Here is a 20,098-nt window from a genome sequence, read left to right as displayed (position 1 = left end):
CTAACCCTAGTAAGGGGCCTGAATGGACTAGGGGAATATACGGGGGCTCGCATGGCGAGCAAGCCACAGCCAGAGCTTGTGGCTTGCCAAGGTGCCTGCTCAGGCAGAGGCTGGTTTATGCAGTACCGGCGTCAGATAGGCGATGATGGAAACAGTCAGTGCGGCGGTGGCGATCAGACTGCAGAAGATCATCAGGCCCTGGTCCAGACCCAAATGGTCGGCCAGCCAGCCCAGACCCAGAATAGGCAGGATGGCACCCAGATAGCCGGTGATCAGGTAGGTAGACGTCAGGCCGGCACGCTGATGCGGGGGCGAGACACGCTGCACGATGGACATGCCGCCGTACATGCACAGGCCGTGGCCAAAGGCGGTCAGCAGCACGCACAGGATGAATAACAACGAGGAACTGGCCCACAGATTGATCAGCAAGGCGATACAGGCCAGGGTAAAGGACAGCAGACCCACGATGACGCTGCGCTTGGCGGGCCAGCGGCGGATCAGCAGCTGGAAGCCCGAGGACAGGAACAGAATAATCCCGATGGAAAAGCCGCTGGTGGCCGGGCCGTGCCAAGGCACCATTTGTGCCATGAAGCTGGGGGCCAGAGAGGCGAACAGGCTGAACATGGCAAAGGCGCAACAGGCGGACAAACAGCCAATCAGATAAGGGCGGCGCAGATGGGTGGCGGGCAGTGTCAGGCGCGGCATCCAGGTGCGCCAGTTGGTCTTTTGCGGTACCGGCTGTTTGCTGGCAATGGGTTTGATCTGAAACAGGGCATAGATGGCCAGCACGCCCAGGGCCATGGAGGGGATATAGCTGGAGAACAGTGGATTTGGCACCCACTGTGCAATCAGGCCGCCTACGACCGGGCCCAGGCCAAAACCAAAGGCCAGCATCAGTGAGGTGGTAGCGGCAGCACGTTGCACGTCTCCGCCCCGGTTAAATTGCCCCAGACCGATGGAGGCTGAAGTCACAATCATGCTGGAGGCCATCCCGATCATGATGCGGCTGAACACAAAGCTGCCTACATCCCAGGCAAAGGCGGACAGGGTTACGCCGCTGGTCACCAGAATCAGGCCGGTACGCAGCACGGGCATAAAGCCTTTCATGTCGCTCAAGCGGCCCAGAAACAGCAGGCCCGTCAAACCAGCGGCCATATAGGCCACGTACAGTTGGGTAATGTGACTGGCGTTCAGGTCCCAGCGGTCCTGATACAGCGGGTATAGCGGGCTGGCCAGGGCCGTGCCCATCACCCCGATACACATGGCGATACTGATCCACACGTAGGGGTCCCACTTGCTCTTCTTGCACGCCGGGCGCGCAGCCGCAGGCTTGTCAGCAGCCTTTTGCTGGGCTGGATGGTTCAGGTTCTGTTCGACCCGTGCTTTTTGCAGGGTCCGAGCGGGGGCGCTGGCGTGAAAGTCCTTGCAGCTTTGGGAGTCTCGCCAGCTTTCATGCAGCACCCATTGTCCTGGGGGCTGGTCTTTGCGCAATACATCGAAGCGTAAACAGGCGCTGTTGGCCCGGGCTTGTCCAGCCAGCGAGTCTACATAAGCGGCCTGTGCCTGAGGGTCCAGATCGGTGAAATGGTAGTTTGTAGTGCGAAAGTACGTATCGCCCATACGGCGCAATCCTTGACAGCGAAATCATTCGGGACCATCAAGGATACTCTTTCGTGTCTGCACTGACATGGCAATTCGCTGACACTAGGCTGGCTGGCGTAAATCCAGATGTATATCAGCTACACGCACAATTTCGGCTTCGTGGTCCGGGTCGCGCCAGGTGTCCTGACAGGCCATCTGGTGCCAGCGCTGCATGGCAGGCAATTCCAGTATGCGATTCATGTAGTCCTGACAGGTTTCGTCCAGTTTCAGACCATAGGTTTGCAGGCGAAATACCACGGGAGCGTAAAAGGCATCGACGGCGCTAAAGCGCTCTCCGGCCAGGAAAGGGCCGCCAAAACGGCTCAAGCCTTCTTGCCAGATGGTTTGCAGGCGTTCCAGCTCGCCTTGCAGACGCATGTCCTGCTGATGGTGGTGGGCGCGCAGGGCGACGGCAAAGGGGCAGAGATTTCGCAAGGAAGAAAAGTTGGCGTGCATTTCTGCACTGGCGCTGCGCGCCCAGGCGCGGGCAATGGGGTCTATGGGCCAGACGCCGGGATGCTGTTCGGCCAGGTATTCGGCAATAGCCAGACTGTCCCAAATGATCTGCCCATTGGTATGTAGCACAGGTACTTGGCCCGCCGGTGCCATTTCATGGAAAGCCAGGGTGCTGAAGGAGGGGCCAAAATTGAACCAGCGTGCGTCAAAGTCTATGCCCAAGTGGCTCATTAATAACCAGGGGCGCAAGGACCAGGACGAATAATGGGGATTGCCCAGAACAAGGGTATAGCTTTTTGAGGGTTGCATGGCGGCAAGCTTTCACGAAGGTGATGGTGTTTGCACTTTAGTAGGCTTTGTTCTGCTTGGGTAGTACCAGTGCCGGCTGAGCGTTTTGGTATGCTGGTTTTTTTTGCGGATTTGGGGAGCGGTGTGCATGGCGTATGACCTGGAGAAACGGCTGGTGATTGGGCTGGCTTCCAGCGCTTTGTTTGATCTGAGCCAGTCCCATCAGGTCTTTCTGGAGCAAGGTGAGGCGGCGTATCGTGATTACCAGCTGGCGCGCGAGCATGAGCCCCTGAAGCCGGGCGTGGCTTTTTCCTTCATTCGGCGCTTGCTGGCCCTGAATGATCTATCGCCCGACGATCCCTTGGTCGAGGTCGTGCTGCTGTCTCGTAATGACCCCAATACGGGTTTGCGGGTGATGAATTCCATTCGCCATCATGATCTGGACATTACGCGGGCGGTGTTTCTGCAAGGGGGCGACCCCAGCCCTTACATCCAGCCGCTGTCCATCAGCCTGTTCCTGTCGGCCAATCAGGAAGACGTGCATCGGGCGGTGCAGCAAGGCTATCCCGCAGGTCAGGTTCTCAATTCTTCTTACGAGGATGCTTATGACGACCAGCCCATTCGAGTGGCTTTCGACTTTGACGGAGTGATCGCGGACGACGAGTCCGAGCGCGTGTATCAGCAGGAAGGTGGTTTGCCGGCCTTTTTCGAGCATGAAGTGCGTTTGGTGCAAAAACCGCATAATCCCGGCCTGTTACAGGCGTTTTTGCTGAAATTAGCGCACATTCAGGAAGTGGAGCAATTGCGTCAGGAGCAGGATGCCAGCTATGTGCCGCGTCTGCGGATTGCGATTGTGACGGCACGCAATGCACCGGCTCACGAGCGTGTCATCAATACCATCCGCAGCTGGGGTATTGAAGTGAACGAGGCCTTCTTTCTGGGTGGCATTGAAAAACGTCGGGTGCTGGAGGTTTTGCAGCCCCATATTTTCTTTGATGACCAGACCACCCACCTGATTCCCACCGCGCAGACTTTGCCGTCCGTGCATATTCCGTTTGGGGTGGTGAACCATCCGCCAGTGAAAGTGGTGGTGCCGGAGAAAAAGAAAGGGCGGAAACAGGCCAGGACAAAGCCGCGAACTGATGCTTGATCAGGCGCGGCTTGGTTCTTGGGGGCACCCAGTCCTCAGACTTGGGCCAGGGCGCGGCTAACGGCGCGTGCAGCGGGCTGGATCAGGCTGGCTAGCGCTTCGGGGCTGATCGCCTCAAAGCGTTCCAGCGTACCCAACAAGGTCAGGCTGCCGAAGATACGCTTGGCATCATCAAAAATAGGCGCGGAAATACCGCCTATGCCCGGATTGATCTGCTCTTTGGTGATGCAATAGCCTGCACGGCGCAGTTCCTGCATATGGGCGGAAAATGCCGGCCACTCCCTGCCCAGGCGCTGTACATAATCAATTTCCTGGTTTTTCTCGTACAAGCGGCGCAGATGGCGGGTGGGCAGGTAAGCCGTGACGATACGGGCTGTGGAGCTGCGGAACATATCCATGGTGCGGCCCCGGCCAAACAGCAGCTCGAAACGCTCTGGCCCGGTTTCCTGATGGGTGGTCAATATGCGTTCGCCATATTGCTGGCCGATCAGGACGTCCAGTCCGGTCTGCTCGACCAGCGAACGCAGCAAGGGGCGGCAACGGCTGACCAGCGGATCAAATTCGCGGATCAGCAGATCCATTTCTATAAACCGGGGCCCCGGCGCGTAACCTTCGGGACTGCGTATCAGCAGGCCGCTAGTGCATAACTCTTTCAGGTAGCGATAGGTTGTCGCGGGAGGGTAATTCAAGCGAGCGCAGATGGTTTCCACATCCAGAACCGGAGTGTCTGCACCGTACAAGTCCAGAATTTGCAGCATGCGTCTTAGACTATTCATGTGCCCTCGTAGAAGCGGAGTTGTTGGTTCTCTATTCTAACCATGCTGCGGCGTGTCAGTGGAGCGCAACATCGGGCATTGGCCGGGTCTACTGGTTTATACCTAAACCATCAGATTATTCGAAAATTATTCTCAGACTGCGGTAATAATCTGAGGCATAAGCGGGTCTGTTATGCATTTGCTTACACATGGCCTACTCCTTTTGTGGCGTCGGGTTCTACGCGGGCCCGGACCCGGTTTTTTTGAGGCGGACATGGATCAGGCTCAGCCCAGTCAGGTGTCTTTAGAGATCAAGAATGTGCTGTTCATCATGTGTGACCAGTTACGTGCAGACCACCTGTCCTGTTATGCCCCTGGGGGCGCATTAAAGACCCCCAATCTGGATCGTCTGGCCGCCATGGGTGTGCGCTTTGATCGTGCCTATGTGAACTCTGCCGTCTGTGGCCCGTCGCGGGCCTCGTATTACACCGGCCGCTATCCCTTGTCGCACCGGGTCACCTGGAATCGCGTTCCCCACCCCATCGACGAGCTGTATCTGGGCGATTATCTGGCCCAGTCCGGGCGAGACTGCCATCTGCTGGGCAAGACCCATCACGTGCCGGACCCGGCCGGTGCCAATGCCCGACGCTTCCAGGTTCAGCCCGAGGCGGCCGAGCGCTTCTGGCAAGGCGGCTTTACGGCGATTGAACGCTATGACGGTCACTTTGAAATGGGCCCGGATAGTGAATACCGCCAGTATTTGCAGGCTCAGGGTTACGACAGCGAGCGTCCCTGGGAAGACTATGTGATTGGCAGCCAGGATGCCCAGGGTCAGTTTGCCTCCGGTTGGTACATGCGTAATGCCAGCCTGCCAGCACGGGTACAGGCGCAGGACTCTGAAACCGCCTACTTCACCCAGCGGGCCATGGATTTCATCACGGCCAAAGGCGAAGAGCCCTGGGCCTTGCATCTGTCTTTCATCAAACCGCACTGGCCTTATAAAGCGCCAGCGCCCTACCACGATCGCTTTGGCGCGGAAGACGCCTGTACGCCCTTGCGTGCAGGGCACGAGCGCCAGAATGCACACCCCGTGCATGCGGCCTATCAGCAGCATGAAGAATCCCTGTCTTTTGCTCAGGACGAGGTCTGGCGCACGATCAAGCCTGTCTATATGGGCCTGGTTCAACAGATTGATGATGAAGTCGGCCGTTTGCTGGACATGCTGGAACAGCAAGACCGCCTGAAAGACACCCTGATTATTTTCAGTTCTGATCATGGTGATTTGCTGGGCGACCATTGGCTGGGCGAGAAAGAGTATTTCTTTGAAAACGCCATACGCGTTCCGCTGATCGTGGTTGATCCACGGACTTCAGCGAATGTCACACGTGGTCAAAGCAGTGATGCTTTTGTCGAGTGCGTGGATGTCACCCCTACGATTCTGGATGCCTTGCACCTGCCCGCCCAGGAACACCGGGTGGAAGGCCGTTCGCTGATTCCCTTGTTGCACGGCCAGTCCGACTGGGCACGTGAGTACACCGTGGCCAGCCTGGATTACGCCTATCGGGAAGCCCGCCAGATTCTGGGCCGTGGCGTGGATGAATGTCGTGGCCTGATGCTGCGCGATAGCGACTATAAATACATACATTGGCAAGGCTATCGGCCACAATTATTCGACTTGAAGCAAGACCCTGACGAGCTGCACGACCTGGGCGCAGACCCGGCGTATGCAGCGGTTTGTCGGCGGATGAAAGAAGGCCTGCTGGACTGGCATGACACCCTGAAAGGGCGTGCCAGCGAGAGCTGGGCTGCGGTAGAGGATCGTACCAATGCGCATGAGCGCATGATGAATATCTTGATTGGACGATGGTAAATGCGCTGCGGGGGGCTACCAGTCGGTGGCGGGCCGCAATCAATAACGATAAGGAGTGGACAATGAAGCAGCTTAAAAATACGACGCTGGCCCTGTTGTTGGCAGGTGTGGGTGCTTTGGCCCCGATGATGGCTCAAGCCGCCTGGCCGACTACGGACCAGGTGCGTATTGTGGTCCCCTACCCACCCGGCACCGAGCCTGACATTCTGGCCCGCGATCTGGGTGTGCATCTGAACAAGGCCACCGGCAAGGTCTTTGTGATTGAAAACCGTCCGGGCGCCAACGCCATTATCGGTACTGACAATATCGCCAAAGCCAAGGGGGACGGCTCGGCCCTGCTGATGGTCGATAGCCTGGCGGTATCGACCAACCCGCTGCTTTACAGCAACCTGCCCTACAAATGGGAAAAGGACCTGAAGCCGGTCACCACAGTCGCTGGCGTGAACCTGTACCTGCTGGTGCGTAATGATTTCCCGGCCAAGGACTACAAGGAATTCATCGCCCAGGCCAAGAAAGCCAATGGTGATACCAATGTGGGCACCGGTGGCCGTGGGCACGTCACGCACCTGGGTATGGGCTTGCTAGCCCGAGAAGAAGGGGTGAACTTCACCTACATTCCCTACAAGGGCATGGCCCCGGCGACAAACGCCATTCTGGGCGGTGAGACAGATGCCATGCTGGTCGGTGGCATTCTGGCATCCCAGCACGTAGATGGCGGCAAGGTGCGAGTCTTGGCGGTAGGCGCTGACAAGCGTACTGAACTGCTGCCAAATGTGCCGACGGTGCAGGAAGCAGGTGGCCATGCCAACAGCATTCCGACGACGACTTTTGCGCTGTTTGCCCCCGGCACCACGCCGGATGACACCGTGAAAGAAATTCAGGAAAAGGTGGATGCTGCCCTGAAGACCCCCGAAATGCAGGCTGCCTTCAAGAGCCGTGGTCTGGCCCAGTTCTTCACCACCCCGGCCCAGACGCTGGAGCGCGTGCAGAACGACTCCAAGGTCTATTCCGAGCTGATCCCTACCCTGGGCATTCAGCCTGAGTAATGGGCTATCTGGCAGAGCCATACATCTGATCAGTAGCCTGGCTGCTGACGGTTATGGCTCTGTGAAGCCTCAAGGTTGGAAAGGATAAAAAAACACCACACACGCCCCGTTCAGGTGAGGCGTGTGTGGTGTCTCTTGAATCTGGAAGTCGCTACAGACCAGGTTCAGAACGCCAAGCCCGCGCCATGCAGGGTTAGAACCGATAGTGTGGCCGGGCGGGCTGCGTTTTACTGATCGTTGTAGTCGTGCTGCTCGGAGATCAGACGCCGCAAGGTGGTTTTGAGGGCGCCGACATCCAGCGGTTGCAGGCGCTGCACCACTTCCTGCTCGTGCAGGCGAGCCTTGGCAATCAGGCCGGAGATCAGCGTCTGGCCTTCTTCGGTGATGCGTACCAAGGTGATGCGTCGGTCCACATCGTGGGCCACGCGGCGCAGCAAACCTTGCTTTTCCAGGCGATCGAGCAAGCGCGTGACGGTGGGTTGCTTGGTGGTGGCAATACGAGCCAGATGGCCGATGCTCACTTCGCCCGCGCCGGACAGGGTGGACAGCACACGCCATTCGGAAATGGACAAACCGTTGCTTAGCACCACTTCATGGAATTCGGCAGAGATCAGCTGGCTTGCCTGGGCCAACAAGGCGGGCAGGTAGTTTTCGACAAAGACGGTGTCGTGTTCGGTGGGGCTCATGGTGCTTATTGTCATTACAGGCTAATGGGTGCCGCAAGGCAGCAACAGGGCTCACTATAACCAAGCTGTCCGCTCGCGTGTCGCAAATAATTTAGCTACTTTACTAGGGAAAACCATGAGAATGGATATGTTGAGATATAAACATATTCCGATGAAAATAAATACCATGTTCACAATGAGCGGTAAGTAAGGAAAGAAAAATGGCTGAGCGATCGTTTGTCGAAGAAGTCAAAAAGCTGCGCCTGGGTGATGGAGACGTATTCAGTGGCGAAGGCATCCTGGCGGTGACCAAGGCCCTGCTGGAATCGGGCGTGTCCTACGTGGCCGGTTACCAGGGTGCGCCTATCTCGCACTTGATGGACGTGCTGGCCGATGCCCAGGACATCCTGCAAGAGAACGGAATCCGTTTTGAAAACAGTGCCAGCGAGGCAACGGCGGCGGCAACGCTGGCTGCGTCGGTTAACTACCCGCTGCGTGGCGCCATCACTTTTAAAGCAACCGTGGGTACCAACGTGGCCTCGGACGCGCTGGCCAACCTGGCCTCCGGCGGGGTCAAGGGCGGTGCGCTGATCATTGTGGGGGAAGACTACGGCGAAGGCTCGTCCATCATGCAGGAGCGCAGCCACGCTTTTGCCATGAAATCGCAAATGTGGATGCTGGACCCCCGTCCCAACCTGCCCTGTATTGTGCAAGCAGTTAAAGACGGCTTTGATCTGTCCGAAGCGTCCAACACCCCCGTGATGTTGCAGCTGCGTATTCGCGCCTGTCACGTGCATGGTCAGTTTGTGGCCTCGGATAACCGCCGCGCCAAGTTCACTATCAAAGAAGCCATGGAGCAGCCCACACGCGACATCAATCGCATTGTGTTGCCGCCTGCCAGCTTCCTGCATGAAAAAGAAAAGATCGAACAGCGCTGGCCTAATGCCGTCAAGTTCATCGAAGAGCGTCAGTTGAATGAATTCTTTGCTGATGGCGCCGATGACGTCGGTCTGATCGTTCAGGGCGGTGGCTACAACACCGTGATCCGTGCTCTGGAACACCTGGATATGGCCGACGTGTTCGGCGAATCCAAAGTGCCGATGTACGTGATGAACGTGGCCTACCCGCTGATCGAATCTGAAATCGTCCGCTTCTGTGAAGGCAAGCGTGCGGTGCTGGTGCTGGAAGAAGGTCAGCCCAACTTTGTTGAACAGAACATCTCCGACATCGTGCGCCGTCACAATGTGGATGTGACCTTGCACGGCAAGGATCTGTTGCCTCTGGCCGGTGAATACAACACCGCCACCATGTTGAAAGGCCTGCGTGCCTTCATGGAAAAATACGAGCGCATCGAGCCCCTGCCAGCCCGCAAACCACGCGTGATCCCGATGAAAGTCGAGACCGTGGAGCGTCCCAAAGCTGAGCAAGCCAGCCTGGTGGAAGTGGAAGCGGCTGAAGTCAAACCCTTGGGCAGCCTGGACGAGAACGTTCACGCCCGTCCGCCAGGGTTTTGTACCGGCTGTCCCGAGCGTCCTATCTTTACCGCTTTGAAGCTGGTGGAGCGCGAGCTGGGCGAGCACCACGTGTCGGCTGACATTGGCTGTCACCTGTTTTCCATTCTGCCGCCCTTCAACCTGGGTAACACCACCATGGGTTACGGCCTGGGTGGCGCCGGCTCGGCTGCCTTGAACGTGGATTCGGACAAGCGTGCGATCTCGGTCATGGGTGACGGTGGTTTCTGGCACAACGGTTTGACCAGTGGTATTGCCAACGCCGTGTTCAACCGCAGCGACAACCTGACCATTGTGATCGACAACAGCTACACCGCGGCTACCGGTGGTCAGGACATTCTGTCCTCCAAGGCCAAGAACGAAACGCGCAGTACCGGTCACCTGATCGAGAAAGCCGCGCGTGGCGTGGGTGTGGAATGGCTGCGCATGATACGTCGTACCTACGACTTGAAGACCATGACGGCAACCCTGCGTGAAGCCCTGACGACCAAGGAAAAAGGTCCCAAGGTGCTGGTGGCGCAAAGCGAATGTATGTTGAACCGTCAGCGCCGCGAGAAAGGCCAGGTGCGTAAAGCCGTGGCGGCGGGCGAACGCGTAGTGCGCGAGCGTTTTGGTGTGGATCCGGATACGTGTACCGGCGATCACTCCTGCATCCGCTTGTCCGGTTGCCCGTCGTTGTCGATCCGCCCCAATCCGGACGCCCTGCGTCAGGACCCAGTGGCGAACGTGATGAACAGTTGTGTGGGTTGCGGTCTGTGTGGTGAGGTTTCCCACGCCGCGATTCTGTGCCCGTCTTTCTACCGTGCACAAGTAGTCAGCAACCCGACTGGCTGGGACAAGTTCCGCGAAAAAACCCGCCGTAGCTTTATCGGCTGGTTGCAGCGTCGTGACGCTGCCCGTCGTGAACGTCTGGCCTTCTAAGCACACCCGTAGAGATTTTTATCATGCAGATCAAACCAATCAAGATTGCTATTTTGGCCATGGGTGGCGAAGGCGGCGGCGTGTTGGCCGACTGGATCGTCAACCTGGGCGAACAAAACGGCTACTTTGCACAGACCACCTCGGTGCCGGGCGTGGCCCAGCGTACCGGCGCCACGATTTACTACGTGGAACTGTTCCCGCACTCGGCCGCCGTGGATGGCAAAAAGCCTGTGCTGGCCCTGATGCCCATGCCCGGTGACGTGGATGTGGTGCTGGCTTCCGAGCTGATGGAAGCCGGTCGCGCCGTACAACGTGGCCTGGTCACAGAGGACCGCACCACGCTGATCGCTTCGACTCACCGTGTCTATTCCATTGCCGAAAAATCGGCCATGGGTGATGGCCGTGTGGACGACAATGCCCTGATTGCGCACGCAACCCAGGCTGCCAAGCGTTTTGTGTATTTCAATATGGAAAAAGCGGCCGAGGATTCGGGCAGCGTAATTTCCGCCGTGCTGTTTGGCGCATTGGCCAGCACTGGCGTGCTGCCCTTTAGCCGCTCGCAGTTTGAACAGACCATCGAACGCGGTGGCGTGGGCGTCAAACCCAGTCTGAAGGCTTTTGGTGCAGCTTACGCCCGTGTCGCTGAAGGCGATGCTGGCAAGGCCGATTCGGAAAACAAGCCGGTTGATATGGCGACGCTGGCCCCCCGCGACCCTGCAGTGGCCAAGCTGATTGACCGCGTCCGTGCCGAAGTGCCCGAGCAGGCCCAGCCTATCGTGGTGGAAGGTGTGCGCCGTGTGCTGGATTTTCAGGACGTGGCCTACGCCAATCTGTACCTGGACCGCCTGAAAAAGATCAGCCAGTTTGCCCGCCCTGACGATGTGGCCCTCATTCGCGAAACCGGCCGCTACCTGGCGCTGTGGATGTCCTACGAGGACGCCATTCGCGTGGCCGAACTGAAAACCCGCTCCAGCCGTTTTGACCGTGTGCATAAAGAAGTGCGCGCTGCCGACGGCCAGATCGTGGCGATCAACGAATACATGCACCCCCGCGTGGAAGAAATCAGCGAGATCCTACCGTTTGCCAGCGTTGGCCGTTGGTTGATGCGTCCTACCTGGGGCAACAAGCTGGTGAAATCGCAGACCAAATCCGGTCGCGTGATTCAAACCAGCTCGGTGCGCGGCTTCATTCCTTTGTACCTGCTCTCGGGCTTCAAGCGCTGGCGTCGTCGTACGCTGCGCTACCAGGCTGAGCAGCAGCGTATTGAAGGCTGGTTGAAGCAGATCGAACAGGCTGCCGATGCTCATCCGGCCCTGGCTCTGGAAATTGCTCAGTGCCAGCGTTTGGTCAAAGGGTATGGTGATACCCATGCCCGTGGCTTGCGTAACTACCAGACCGTGATGTCGGCTCTGGAGCGCAACCCCAGCACCCTGTCACCTGCCATTTTGGGAGCCTTGCGCGATGCGGCTTTGGCCGACGAGCATGGCGTCAAGCTGGAGGCTGCACTGCGCCAGTATGCACTGGTGTAAGGGCGACACCGGGCCGCTTTCGGGCGGCCTTGGTGAAAACCCTTGAGGAAGCGTTTTTATCCCGCCAAATACTTTATTTCTAAAATATTCATAGTAGAATATAAATTCGGATTGGCACTGCGACCAAGGCCCTGAAAGCCAGACATCCCGTGTCTACTTGGCCACTTGTTCAAGCAAGAATATCCCGCCTGTTGGTCAAACTGAATTAGCCAAAGCTTGGGGGAAAAAAATATGAATCAAAGCGAAGCAGCACTCGAATTTTTGGTAGAACCGGCCGATGCCGGCTTTGAAGGCCGCGTCGGTCCCAAGGACCCCGCCAGCCTGAAATTGTGGTTGCGCATGCTGACCTGCACCAAGCAGATCGAAGACGAAATTCGTCGCCGCTTGCGCCAGAATTTTGATATTTCGCTGGCCCGTTTCGACTATATGGCCCAGCTGTATCGTTACCCGCAGGGCCTGAAGATGGGCGAATTGTCGCGCTATCTGATGGTAACCGGCGGCAATATTACCGGACTGACTGATGAGCTGGCCCGCGAGGGCATGGTGTCTCGCCAGAGCAGCCCCACCGACCGACGTGCTTGGGTGTTGCGTCTCACCCCCAAGGGCAAGAGCAGTTTCGAGGCGATGGCCCAGGCCCACAGCGACTGGATTGCGGAAATGTTTGAAGGTCTGGGCACGGAAGAGGTCGTGCACATCCATCAGCATCTGGGCCTGTTGCGGGTCCATCTGCAAAGCGCTGCTGGCTAGCATAAGGTGTATCCTGCCAGGCCTGTAAGCCAGGCAGGATGCGGATAGCGTCACGAACAGGCGCACAAAACACTTGCTAAAAAGGTGTCTACAACATGGTTTCCAAGCTGTACGAACAAGAACATCGCATCCGTTTTTCGGAATGCGATCCAGCGGGTATCGTTTTTTATCCGCAGTACTTTGTGATGTTTAACGACCTGATGGAAGCATGGATCGACTCCATGACCCCCGAGGGTTTTCACAACATGATCGCCAGCAAACGGGTGGGCATGCCCTCGGTGCATATCGAAGCCGAGTTCAAGTCCATCAGCCGTATGGGTGATGATGTGGTGATGAGCCTGGGTGTGGAACGCATTGGCAATAGCTCCTTGACGCTGCTGTTGCGCTGCATCGGTAAAGACGGTGTGTTGCGTATGCAAGTGCGCCAGACCGTGGTGACCACCTCGCTGGAGACGCACTTGGGTATTCCTATCCCTGATTTCCTGCGCAACCCCATGCAAGAGTATGTGATTGCCCAGCCAGAAAGCAGCAAGGCTTGATCTAGTTTGAAGTAGTAGCAGGCAGTGTGCAGGTCAGGTATTTTTTTTGATTTAAATAGTTGACTTGTATAATATTTATTAATAAATATACTATGCTCAGAAGCATGTATTCAGACCATACGGACATATCATGAATATCGTATGTATTGGCGGAGGCCCAGCCGGCTTGTATTTCGGTTTGCTGATGAAGTTGCAAAACCCTCAGAACGAGGTTTTTGTCATCGAGCGCAACCGACCGTACGACACCTTTGGCTGGGGTGTGGTGTTCTCGGACGCGACCATGGAAAACCTGCGTGAAGCTGACCCTGTGTCCGCGCAGACCATCGGTGATGCGTTCAACCACTGGGACGACATTGAGTGCCATTTCAAAGGTAGCGCCGTGCGCTCCAGCGGTCATGGCTTTATCGGGATTGGTCGCAAGAAATTGCTGAACATCCTGCAGGCTCGCTGTGAAGAAGTGGGCGTCAAGCTGGTGTTCGAGACCGTGGTCACGGACGAAGCTGAACTGGCCCGCAAGTACAACGCAGATATCCTGATTGCTTCTGACGGCATCAACAGCGCCATTCGTACCCGCTACGAAGACGTGTACCAGCCCGATATCGACACCCGTAACTGCCGCTTTGTGTGGCTGGGTACGGAAAAAGTGTTCGACGCCTTCAACTTCATTTTTGTTGAAACCGAACACGGCTGGTTCCAGGCTCACGCCTACCGCTTCCAGGATGGCCTGTCCACGTTCATCGTGGAAACGCCTGAAGAGACCTGGCAGAAAGCCGGTATTGGCGAAATGTCGCAGGAAGAGGCCATTGCCTACTGCGAGAAGCTGTTTGCCGACCACCTGGATGGCAACAAGCTGATCAGTAACGCGACTCACCTGCGCGGTTCAGCCATCTGGATCCGCTTCCCACGCGTTATCTGCAACAAGTGGGTGCACTGGCAAGATTACGGCACCGGCAAGAAGGTTCCTGTGGTGCTGATGGGCGATGCCGCTCACACCGCTCACTTCTCCATCGGTTCCGGCACCAAGCTGGCTCTGGAAGATGCCATTACGCTGGCCCAGCACATGGACCACGAGTCCATGGAAGAGGCCCTGAAAGATTACGAAGCCGCTCGTAGCGTGGACGTATTGCGCATTCAGAACGCCGCCCGCAACTCGACCGAATGGTTCGAGAACGTGGCCCGTTACGCCAATATGAAGCCCGAGCAGTTCACCTACTCCATGCTGACCCGTTCGCAGCGCATCTCGCACGAGAACATGCGTATGCGTGACGCGGCCTGGCTGGAAAAATACGAGCGCTGGATGGCGACCGAAGCTGGCATGAAGCTGGCCGACGGTGAAAAGGCTCCCTCGCCCATGTTCACGCCCTTCAAGCTGCGCGACATGCAGTTGAAGAACCGTGTCGTGCTCTCGCCCACGCTGATGTACAGCGCCAAGGACGGCATGCCCGGTGCCACACACCAGGTGCATTACGGCAGCCGCGCCATGGGTGGCGCTGGCCTGATCATGGCTGAAATGACGGCCGTGACGCCTGAAGGTCGTGTCACTCCCGGTTGTACCGGTCTGTGGAACGATGAGCAGGCCAATGCCTGGAAACCTGTGGTGGCTTTCGCCCACGAACAGGGTGCCAAGATCGGTGTGCAACTGGGCCACGCTGGCCGTCGCGGTTCGACGCAGCTGGGTTGGGAAAAAGCCAATCAGCCGCTGGCTGAAGGCAACTGGCCTTTGGTGTCGGCCTCCGCCCTGCCTTACCAGGCTGGCGTCACTGCCGTGCCTGCCGAGATCACTCGTGCCCAGATGGACGAAATTCGTGACGCCTTTGTGGCCGCCGCCAAGCGCGCTGACCAGGCTGGCTTTGACTGCATTGAATTGCAAGCCGCCCACGGTTACCTCTTGTCCAGCTTCATCTCGCCACTGACTAATCAGCGTAGTGACGAATTTGGTGGTAGTCTGGAAAATCGCATGGCTTACCCGCTGGAAGTGTTTGCCGCTATCCGTGCCGTCTGGCCAGAGAACAAGCCCATCCTGGTGCGTATCTCGGCAACAGACTGGGCCGAAGGTGGCAACACGGCGGACGACGGTGTGGAAATTGCCCGCCTGTTCAAGCAAGCCGGTGCCGATCTGATCGACGTGTCCTCGGGTGAAGTGGTGCTGGAGCAGCAGCCAATTTACGGCCGCATGTACCAGACGCCATTCTCCGACCGTATCCGTAACGAAGCCGGTATCGCCACCATGGCGGTGGGTTCGATCATGGAAGCGGATCACGCCAACAGCATTATTGCTGCAGGCCGTGCTGACCTGTGCGCCCTGTCGCGAGGCTTTCTGGCCGATGCGAACTGGCCACAACGTCAGGCTGCGGAGCTGGGTTACACCGACCTGGCCTGGCCCGTTCAGTACGAATGGGGCAAGGACTGGTTGCAGCGCCAAATCAAACGTGCGCCAGTGGCCCAGGACGGCCCTGCCAAGTCATAAAACACGAAAGGAGACAGCATCATGTCGGAAGAACGTTTTGACACCCACCGCGAAAGCGTGCTCGGTCGTGCAGATGTTGAGGACACGCCCGAACTGGTGAAGTACTACCAGGATTTGACTCAGTTTGAGGCCGGTGCCCTGTGGACCGTGGCCAACAAGATCGAGCCCTGGGAGCCCAAGTCCGAATCCGTGCCTGTGGTCTGGCGCTACCGCGACCTGCGCGATTACGTGTTGCGTTCGGTGGATCTGGTCAGCCCTGAAAAGGCCGGTCGTCGTGTGATTTACCTGAACAACCCCGGTCGCCAGGAAGTCTCGGCGGCGGTGGGCTGGCTGTACTCCGGTTTGCAGGTCATGAAACCGGGTGAAGCGGCTTCCGCACATGCGCACTCCTCCTCGGCCCTGCGTTTCATCATGGAAGGCCGCGGTGCCTACACCATCGTGGACGGCCACAAGATGACCTTGGGCGCCAACGACTTCGTGCTGACGCCTAACGGTTGCTGGCACGAGCACGGTGTGGAAGCTGACGGCCTGCCTTGCATCTGGCAAGACGGTCTGGACATTCCGCTGGTCAACGCCCTGGAAGCCGGTTTCTACGCGGTTCACCCGGATCTGACCCAGGCCATTACGCACCCCGTCAACGACGCGGTGGGTATCTGGGGTGGTCGTGGTCTGAAGCCCACCTTGCACGACTGGCAAAAACCGTACTCGCCCCTGCTCAAGTACGAGTGGGAGCCCACCTACGAAGCCTTGTCGGCCTACGCCAAGGTAACGGACGGCAGCCCCTTTGATGGCGTCATCATGGACTACATCAACCCGCTGACCGGCGGCCCTGTCATGGCCACCATTGGTGCCAGCATGCAGATGCTGCGCCCCGGTGAACACACCAAGGCCCACCGTCACACCGGCAGCATTATTTACCAATGCGCCAAGGGTGAAGGTTATTCGATCATCAATGGCAAACGCTTTGACTGGCGCGAACGCGACATTTTCTGCGTACCATCCTGGATGTTCCATGAGCACGTGAACGGCTCCTCGTCTGATGACGCTTGCCTGTTCTCGTTCCATGACCTGCCCGTGATGCGTGCCCTGAATCTGTACCGCGAAGAAGCGCTGGCAGAGAACGGCGGCCATCAGGTCCTGCTGTAAGACTACTTGTTTAACTTATTTGGACGGCCTGCCAAGGCGGGTCGACCCGATTTATTCAAGCCATCTGCACAAGATGGCCCAATCTGGAGATAGAAATGCGTCTTGTAACGTACCGTAGTGAAGTTGCTGCCGCTGGCCGCTTGGGTGCCATTGTGGGTGATTTGGTGGTTGACCTGGGTTACCTGGGCGACGCCACAGGCCACATGCTGCCTGACAATATGCTCGATTTCATCGACCTGGGCCCAGCCGCTGTGACTTCCACGGCTCGCTTGCTGGAAACCTACGCCGACGATATGCCTTTCGGTGTGGCGCTGCCCCTGGCCAACGTCAAGCTGTTGGCTCCTATCCCACGCCCACGCAAGAACATCTTTGGTATCGGCCTGAACTACGTGGAACACGTAGCCGAATCCAGCCGTACTCTGGACACCTCCAAAGAGCTGCCCAAGCAGCCCGTGATTTTCTCCAAGCCACCAACCACTGTGGTTGGCCCTGGCGATGCCATCGAGCACAACAAGAACATCACTCAGCAAATGGACTGGGAAGTGGAACTGGCCGTGATCATGGGCACCCGTGCTCAGCGCGTGGCCAAAGAAGACGCCCTGAAGTACGTGTTCGGTTACTCCGTCATGATCGACGTGAGCGCCCGCGACTGCCGTCGTGCCGGTCAGTGGATCTACTCCAAAGGCCAGGACACCTACGCTCCTTTCGGCCCCGTGATCGTGACCGCTGACGAGCTGACCGACCCGCACAACCTGAACCTGAGCCTGACTCTGAACGGTGTGACCAAGCAAAGCTCCAACACCAAGCACATGCTGTTCAACGTGAACGACCTGATCGCTGACATCAGTGCCGGTATCACGCTGGAACCCGGTGACATCATTGCTACCGGTACCCCAGAAGGCGTGGGCGCTGGCCGTGATCCTCAAGAGTGGATGTGGCCTGGTGACGTAGTGCACGCTGTGGTTGAAGGCATTGGCGAACTGCGCCACCCCATCGTGGACGTCACCCCCCAAAACTAAGTAAAGGAGAGCATGATGCTGGAATTGCGTCAGTTCAAGGCCGCCGCCGTTCAGGCAGCGCCCGTGTTCCTGGATACGAATGCGACTATTGAAAAAGTATGTCGCCTGATCAACGAAGCGGCCGATAACGGTGCCGAGCTGATCGCCTTCCCCGAGGTGTTCGTCTCCGGTTACCCCTACTGGAGCTGGGTGATGAACCCGATCGACGGTAGCCCGTGGTTCGAGCGCCTGTGCAAATCGGCCATCGAAGTGCCCGGTCCCGAGATCCAGAAGGTTGCGCAGGTTTGTCGCCAGCGCAAGGTCAACGTGGTGTTGGGTGTGAACGAGCGCAGTCCCGTTGGCATCGGCACCATTTACAACACGCTGGTCACCATCGGCGCTGACGGTCGCATTCTGGGCCGTCACCGCAAACTGGTTCCCACCTGGGCTGAAAAGCTGACCTGGGCCAACGGCGATGCGTCCTCGATGCGCGTGCATGACACCACTATTGGCCCTCTGGGTGCCTTGGCTTGCGGTGAAAACACCAACACGCTGGCTCGTTTCAGCCTGTTGTCGCAAGGTGAACTGGTACACGTTGCCAGCTACATCGCCTTGCCCGTGGCACCGAAAGACTACGACATGGCGGAAGCGATTCGCCTGCGTGCTGCTGCTCACTGCTTTGAAGGCAAGGTGTTTACGGTTGTGGCTTGCTCGACGGTTTCCGAGGAAATCATCGAAGCCATGTCGGCCAGCCACCCTGAAGCACGTGATCTGCTGGCTCGTCCCAACAGCGCGTTCTCGGGCATTATTGGCCCCGATGGCCGCGTTCAGGGCGAAGCACTGATCGACAAGGAAGGCATTGCCTACGCCGACATCGATCTGTCGCGCTGCATCCAGCCGCGTCAAATGCACGATATCACTGGTCACTACAACCGTTTTGACGTGTTTGACCTGCGTGTGAACCGCAAGGCTTTGACTCCTGCCCGCTTTTACGAAGGCGACGCAGCGTCCCAGCCAGACCTGAATCCTGCCGAGTTCTCCGTTCTGGACGACAAGGAAGCGTAAGAAGGTTCAAGACGGTCCCTTTCCCTGTGTGGATCGGGACCGTTTTTTGACAGGTCTCTTTGCTCAAGCGACCTGCTCAAAAAAAACCGTCGTGGCTTTGCCGCAGCGGTCCAAGATGCAAGCTGCCTTTGTAAGGAAGGCGGTGCCGGGCCTGAAGGAGCGGGCTGTTTTAACGGCTGGTCCCTATCCTGCGCCATGCAGGGCAGGCAACGATAACGACGACATAAGACCCAAGTAGGAGATGAAATGAGCGACAAGAACCCATTGGCAGCCTTTATCCAGGCGATCGACAGCAAGCAGGTCCGTTTTGTGGATCTGACCCAGACTCTGTCTCCCAGCTTCCCCGCCTTGCAACTGCCCCCCCAATTTGGCCAGACTGCCGGTTTCTCGATTGAGCGCATCAGCCAATACGACGAGAACGGCCCAGGCTGGTACTGGAACAACTTCACCTGTGGCGAACACACCGGTACCCACTTTGACGCGCCTGCGCACTGGATTTCCGGCAAGGACCATCCAGACAACACGGTCGACACTATTCCAGTGGACAACTTCCTGCGCCCTGCCGTGGTAGTTGATGCTTCTGCTGAAGTGGCCCAGAACGAAGACTTCATCCTGACCTCCGAGTTCCTGTTGAACTGGGAAGCCAAGCATGGCCGTATCCCTGAAGGCGCCTGGGTGCTGTTTCGCACCGACTGGTCTAAACGCGTGAACGACGCCGAGGCCTTCCTGAACATGCGTGAAGACGGTGCTCACACGCCTGGCCCAGCTCAGGAAGCGGTAGAGTGGATGATTCACGAGCGCAAGGTTCACGGTTTTGGCGTTGAAACCATCAACACCGATGCTGGCCAATCCTACTCCTGGCCTATTGGCTACCCTTGCCACACTCTGATGCACGGTGCCAACCGTTACGGTCTGCAGTGCCTGTGCAACCTGGATCAGCTGCCCCCTCAAGGTGCACTGATCATGTCGGCCCCGTTGAAGATTGAAGGCGGTTCCGGCAGCCCATTGCGCGTGGTCGCACTGGTTGCTCAGTAAGTAGAAAACGGTGGGGAAGTGGCAGAACTGTGTACCATGCGGTTCTGCTGTTTTCTCACCTAGTGGTTTTCCATTATATTCGGCAGTATATATTTATCCGTAAACTATTCATCAATAAAATAAATTCACAAAAGAATGAATAGAGATCCAGCCATACAGCCAGTCTTGGTGTCAGGCAGCCGGTTTTAGCGGAGACAGTAGACGAGCCTTACGCAGCCTTTTTCAGGTTACGCGATACCGTCCCATTGCCCCCTGCGGCGCTACATCAT

At 57.6% G+C, this 20,098-nt stretch carries 16 protein-coding genes; 12 read left to right on the top strand and 4 right to left on the bottom strand.

Annotated elements, in window-relative coordinates; genetic code table 11:
• Positions 1-99: 99 nt before the first annotated feature.
• Together N879_RS14065 and N879_RS14060 are read right to left on the bottom strand one after the other, a co-directional pair.
• Positions 100-1,620, bottom strand: coding sequence for an MFS transporter (locus N879_RS14065; protein ID WP_021447148.1), 1,521 nt, complete (start codon positions 1,618-1,620; stop codon positions 100-102).
• A gap of 84 nt (positions 1,621-1,704) precedes the next feature.
• Entirely contained in the window at positions 1,705-2,406 is a 702-nt protein-coding gene (locus tag N879_RS14060) for a glutathione S-transferase (protein ID WP_031232823.1), read from the bottom strand.
• Between the two features lie 127 nt (positions 2,407-2,533).
• Between N879_RS14060 and N879_RS14055 the strand changes: the two genes are divergently transcribed.
• Positions 2,534-3,535 (top strand): 5'-nucleotidase, encoded by a 1,002-nt coding sequence (locus N879_RS14055; RefSeq protein ID WP_009463830.1) that lies wholly within the window; start codon positions 2,534-2,536, stop codon positions 3,533-3,535.
• A gap of 35 nt (positions 3,536-3,570) precedes the next feature.
• Here the strand turns inward: N879_RS14055 and N879_RS14050 are convergent, their stop codons facing one another.
• Positions 3,571-4,311, bottom strand: a complete 741-nt coding sequence (locus N879_RS14050; protein ID WP_031232822.1) for an IclR family transcriptional regulator — start codon at positions 4,309-4,311, stop codon at positions 3,571-3,573.
• A 253-nt stretch (positions 4,312-4,564) separates the two neighbouring features.
• Here N879_RS14050 and N879_RS14045 point away from each other — a divergent pair, with 253 nt between their 5' ends.
• Both N879_RS14045 and N879_RS14040 read left to right on the top strand, forming a co-directional pair.
• Positions 4,565-6,160 carry a sulfatase-like hydrolase/transferase gene (locus N879_RS14045; RefSeq protein WP_009463829.1) on the top strand — a complete coding sequence of 532 codons (1,596 nt, stop codon included), beginning with the start codon at positions 4,565-4,567 and terminating at the stop codon, positions 6,158-6,160.
• A gap of 62 nt (positions 6,161-6,222) precedes the next feature.
• Positions 6,223-7,206 carry a Bug family tripartite tricarboxylate transporter substrate binding protein gene (locus N879_RS14040; RefSeq protein ID WP_009463828.1) on the top strand — a complete coding sequence of 328 codons (984 nt, stop codon included), beginning with the start codon at positions 6,223-6,225 and terminating at the stop codon, positions 7,204-7,206.
• 227 nt (positions 7,207-7,433) lie between these two features.
• Here the strand turns inward: N879_RS14040 and N879_RS14035 are convergent, their stop codons facing one another.
• Positions 7,434-7,892: a MarR family winged helix-turn-helix transcriptional regulator gene (locus tag N879_RS14035; protein WP_009463827.1), complete on the bottom strand. Its 459-nt coding sequence runs from the start codon at positions 7,890-7,892 to the stop codon at positions 7,434-7,436.
• A 200-nt stretch (positions 7,893-8,092) separates the two neighbouring features.
• Between N879_RS14035 and N879_RS14030 the strand changes: the two genes are divergently transcribed.
• The 9 genes from N879_RS14030 (at position 8,093) to N879_RS13990 (ending at position 19,829) form a co-directional block, all read left to right on the top strand.
• Entirely contained in the window at positions 8,093-10,303 is a 2,211-nt protein-coding gene (locus N879_RS14030) for a thiamine pyrophosphate-dependent enzyme (protein WP_009463826.1), read from the top strand.
• 23 nt (positions 10,304-10,326) lie between these two features.
• Positions 10,327-11,832: an indolepyruvate oxidoreductase subunit beta family protein gene (locus N879_RS14025; protein ID WP_009463825.1), complete on the top strand. Its 1,506-nt coding sequence runs from the start codon at positions 10,327-10,329 to the stop codon at positions 11,830-11,832.
• A gap of 231 nt (positions 11,833-12,063) precedes the next feature.
• Positions 12,064-12,579, top strand: a complete 516-nt coding sequence (locus tag N879_RS14020; protein ID WP_009463824.1) for a MarR family winged helix-turn-helix transcriptional regulator — start codon at positions 12,064-12,066, stop codon at positions 12,577-12,579.
• Between the two features lie 95 nt (positions 12,580-12,674).
• A complete protein-coding gene (locus N879_RS14015) occupies positions 12,675-13,118 on the top strand; it encodes an acyl-CoA thioesterase (RefSeq protein WP_009463823.1) in 444 nt (147 codons plus the stop codon).
• A gap of 130 nt (positions 13,119-13,248) precedes the next feature.
• Entirely contained in the window at positions 13,249-15,585 is a 2,337-nt protein-coding gene (locus tag N879_RS14010) for a bifunctional salicylyl-CoA 5-hydroxylase/oxidoreductase (RefSeq protein ID WP_009463822.1), read from the top strand.
• Positions 15,586-15,606: 21 nt separating this feature from the next.
• Positions 15,607-16,731 carry a cupin domain-containing protein gene (locus N879_RS14005; protein ID WP_009463821.1) on the top strand — a complete coding sequence of 375 codons (1,125 nt, stop codon included), beginning with the start codon at positions 15,607-15,609 and terminating at the stop codon, positions 16,729-16,731.
• A 95-nt stretch (positions 16,732-16,826) separates the two neighbouring features.
• Positions 16,827-17,750, top strand: coding sequence for a fumarylacetoacetate hydrolase family protein (locus N879_RS14000; protein WP_009463820.1), 924 nt, complete (start codon positions 16,827-16,829; stop codon positions 17,748-17,750).
• A gap of 15 nt (positions 17,751-17,765) precedes the next feature.
• Complete coding sequence (locus N879_RS13995) at positions 17,766-18,794, top strand: carbon-nitrogen hydrolase family protein (RefSeq protein WP_009463819.1); 1,029 nt, start codon at positions 17,766-17,768, stop codon at positions 18,792-18,794.
• A gap of 246 nt (positions 18,795-19,040) precedes the next feature.
• On the top strand, positions 19,041-19,829 hold the full coding sequence (locus N879_RS13990; RefSeq protein WP_009463818.1) for a cyclase family protein: 789 nt from the start codon (positions 19,041-19,043) through the stop codon (positions 19,827-19,829).
• The last annotated feature ends 269 nt before the right edge of the window (positions 19,830-20,098 follow it).

Source organism: Alcaligenes sp. EGD-AK7, assembly GCF_000465875.3.
Classification (GTDB): domain Bacteria; phylum Pseudomonadota; class Gammaproteobacteria; order Burkholderiales; family Burkholderiaceae_B; genus Alcaligenes; species Alcaligenes phenolicus.
This window is presented reverse-complemented; position numbering and strand designations above follow the sequence as displayed.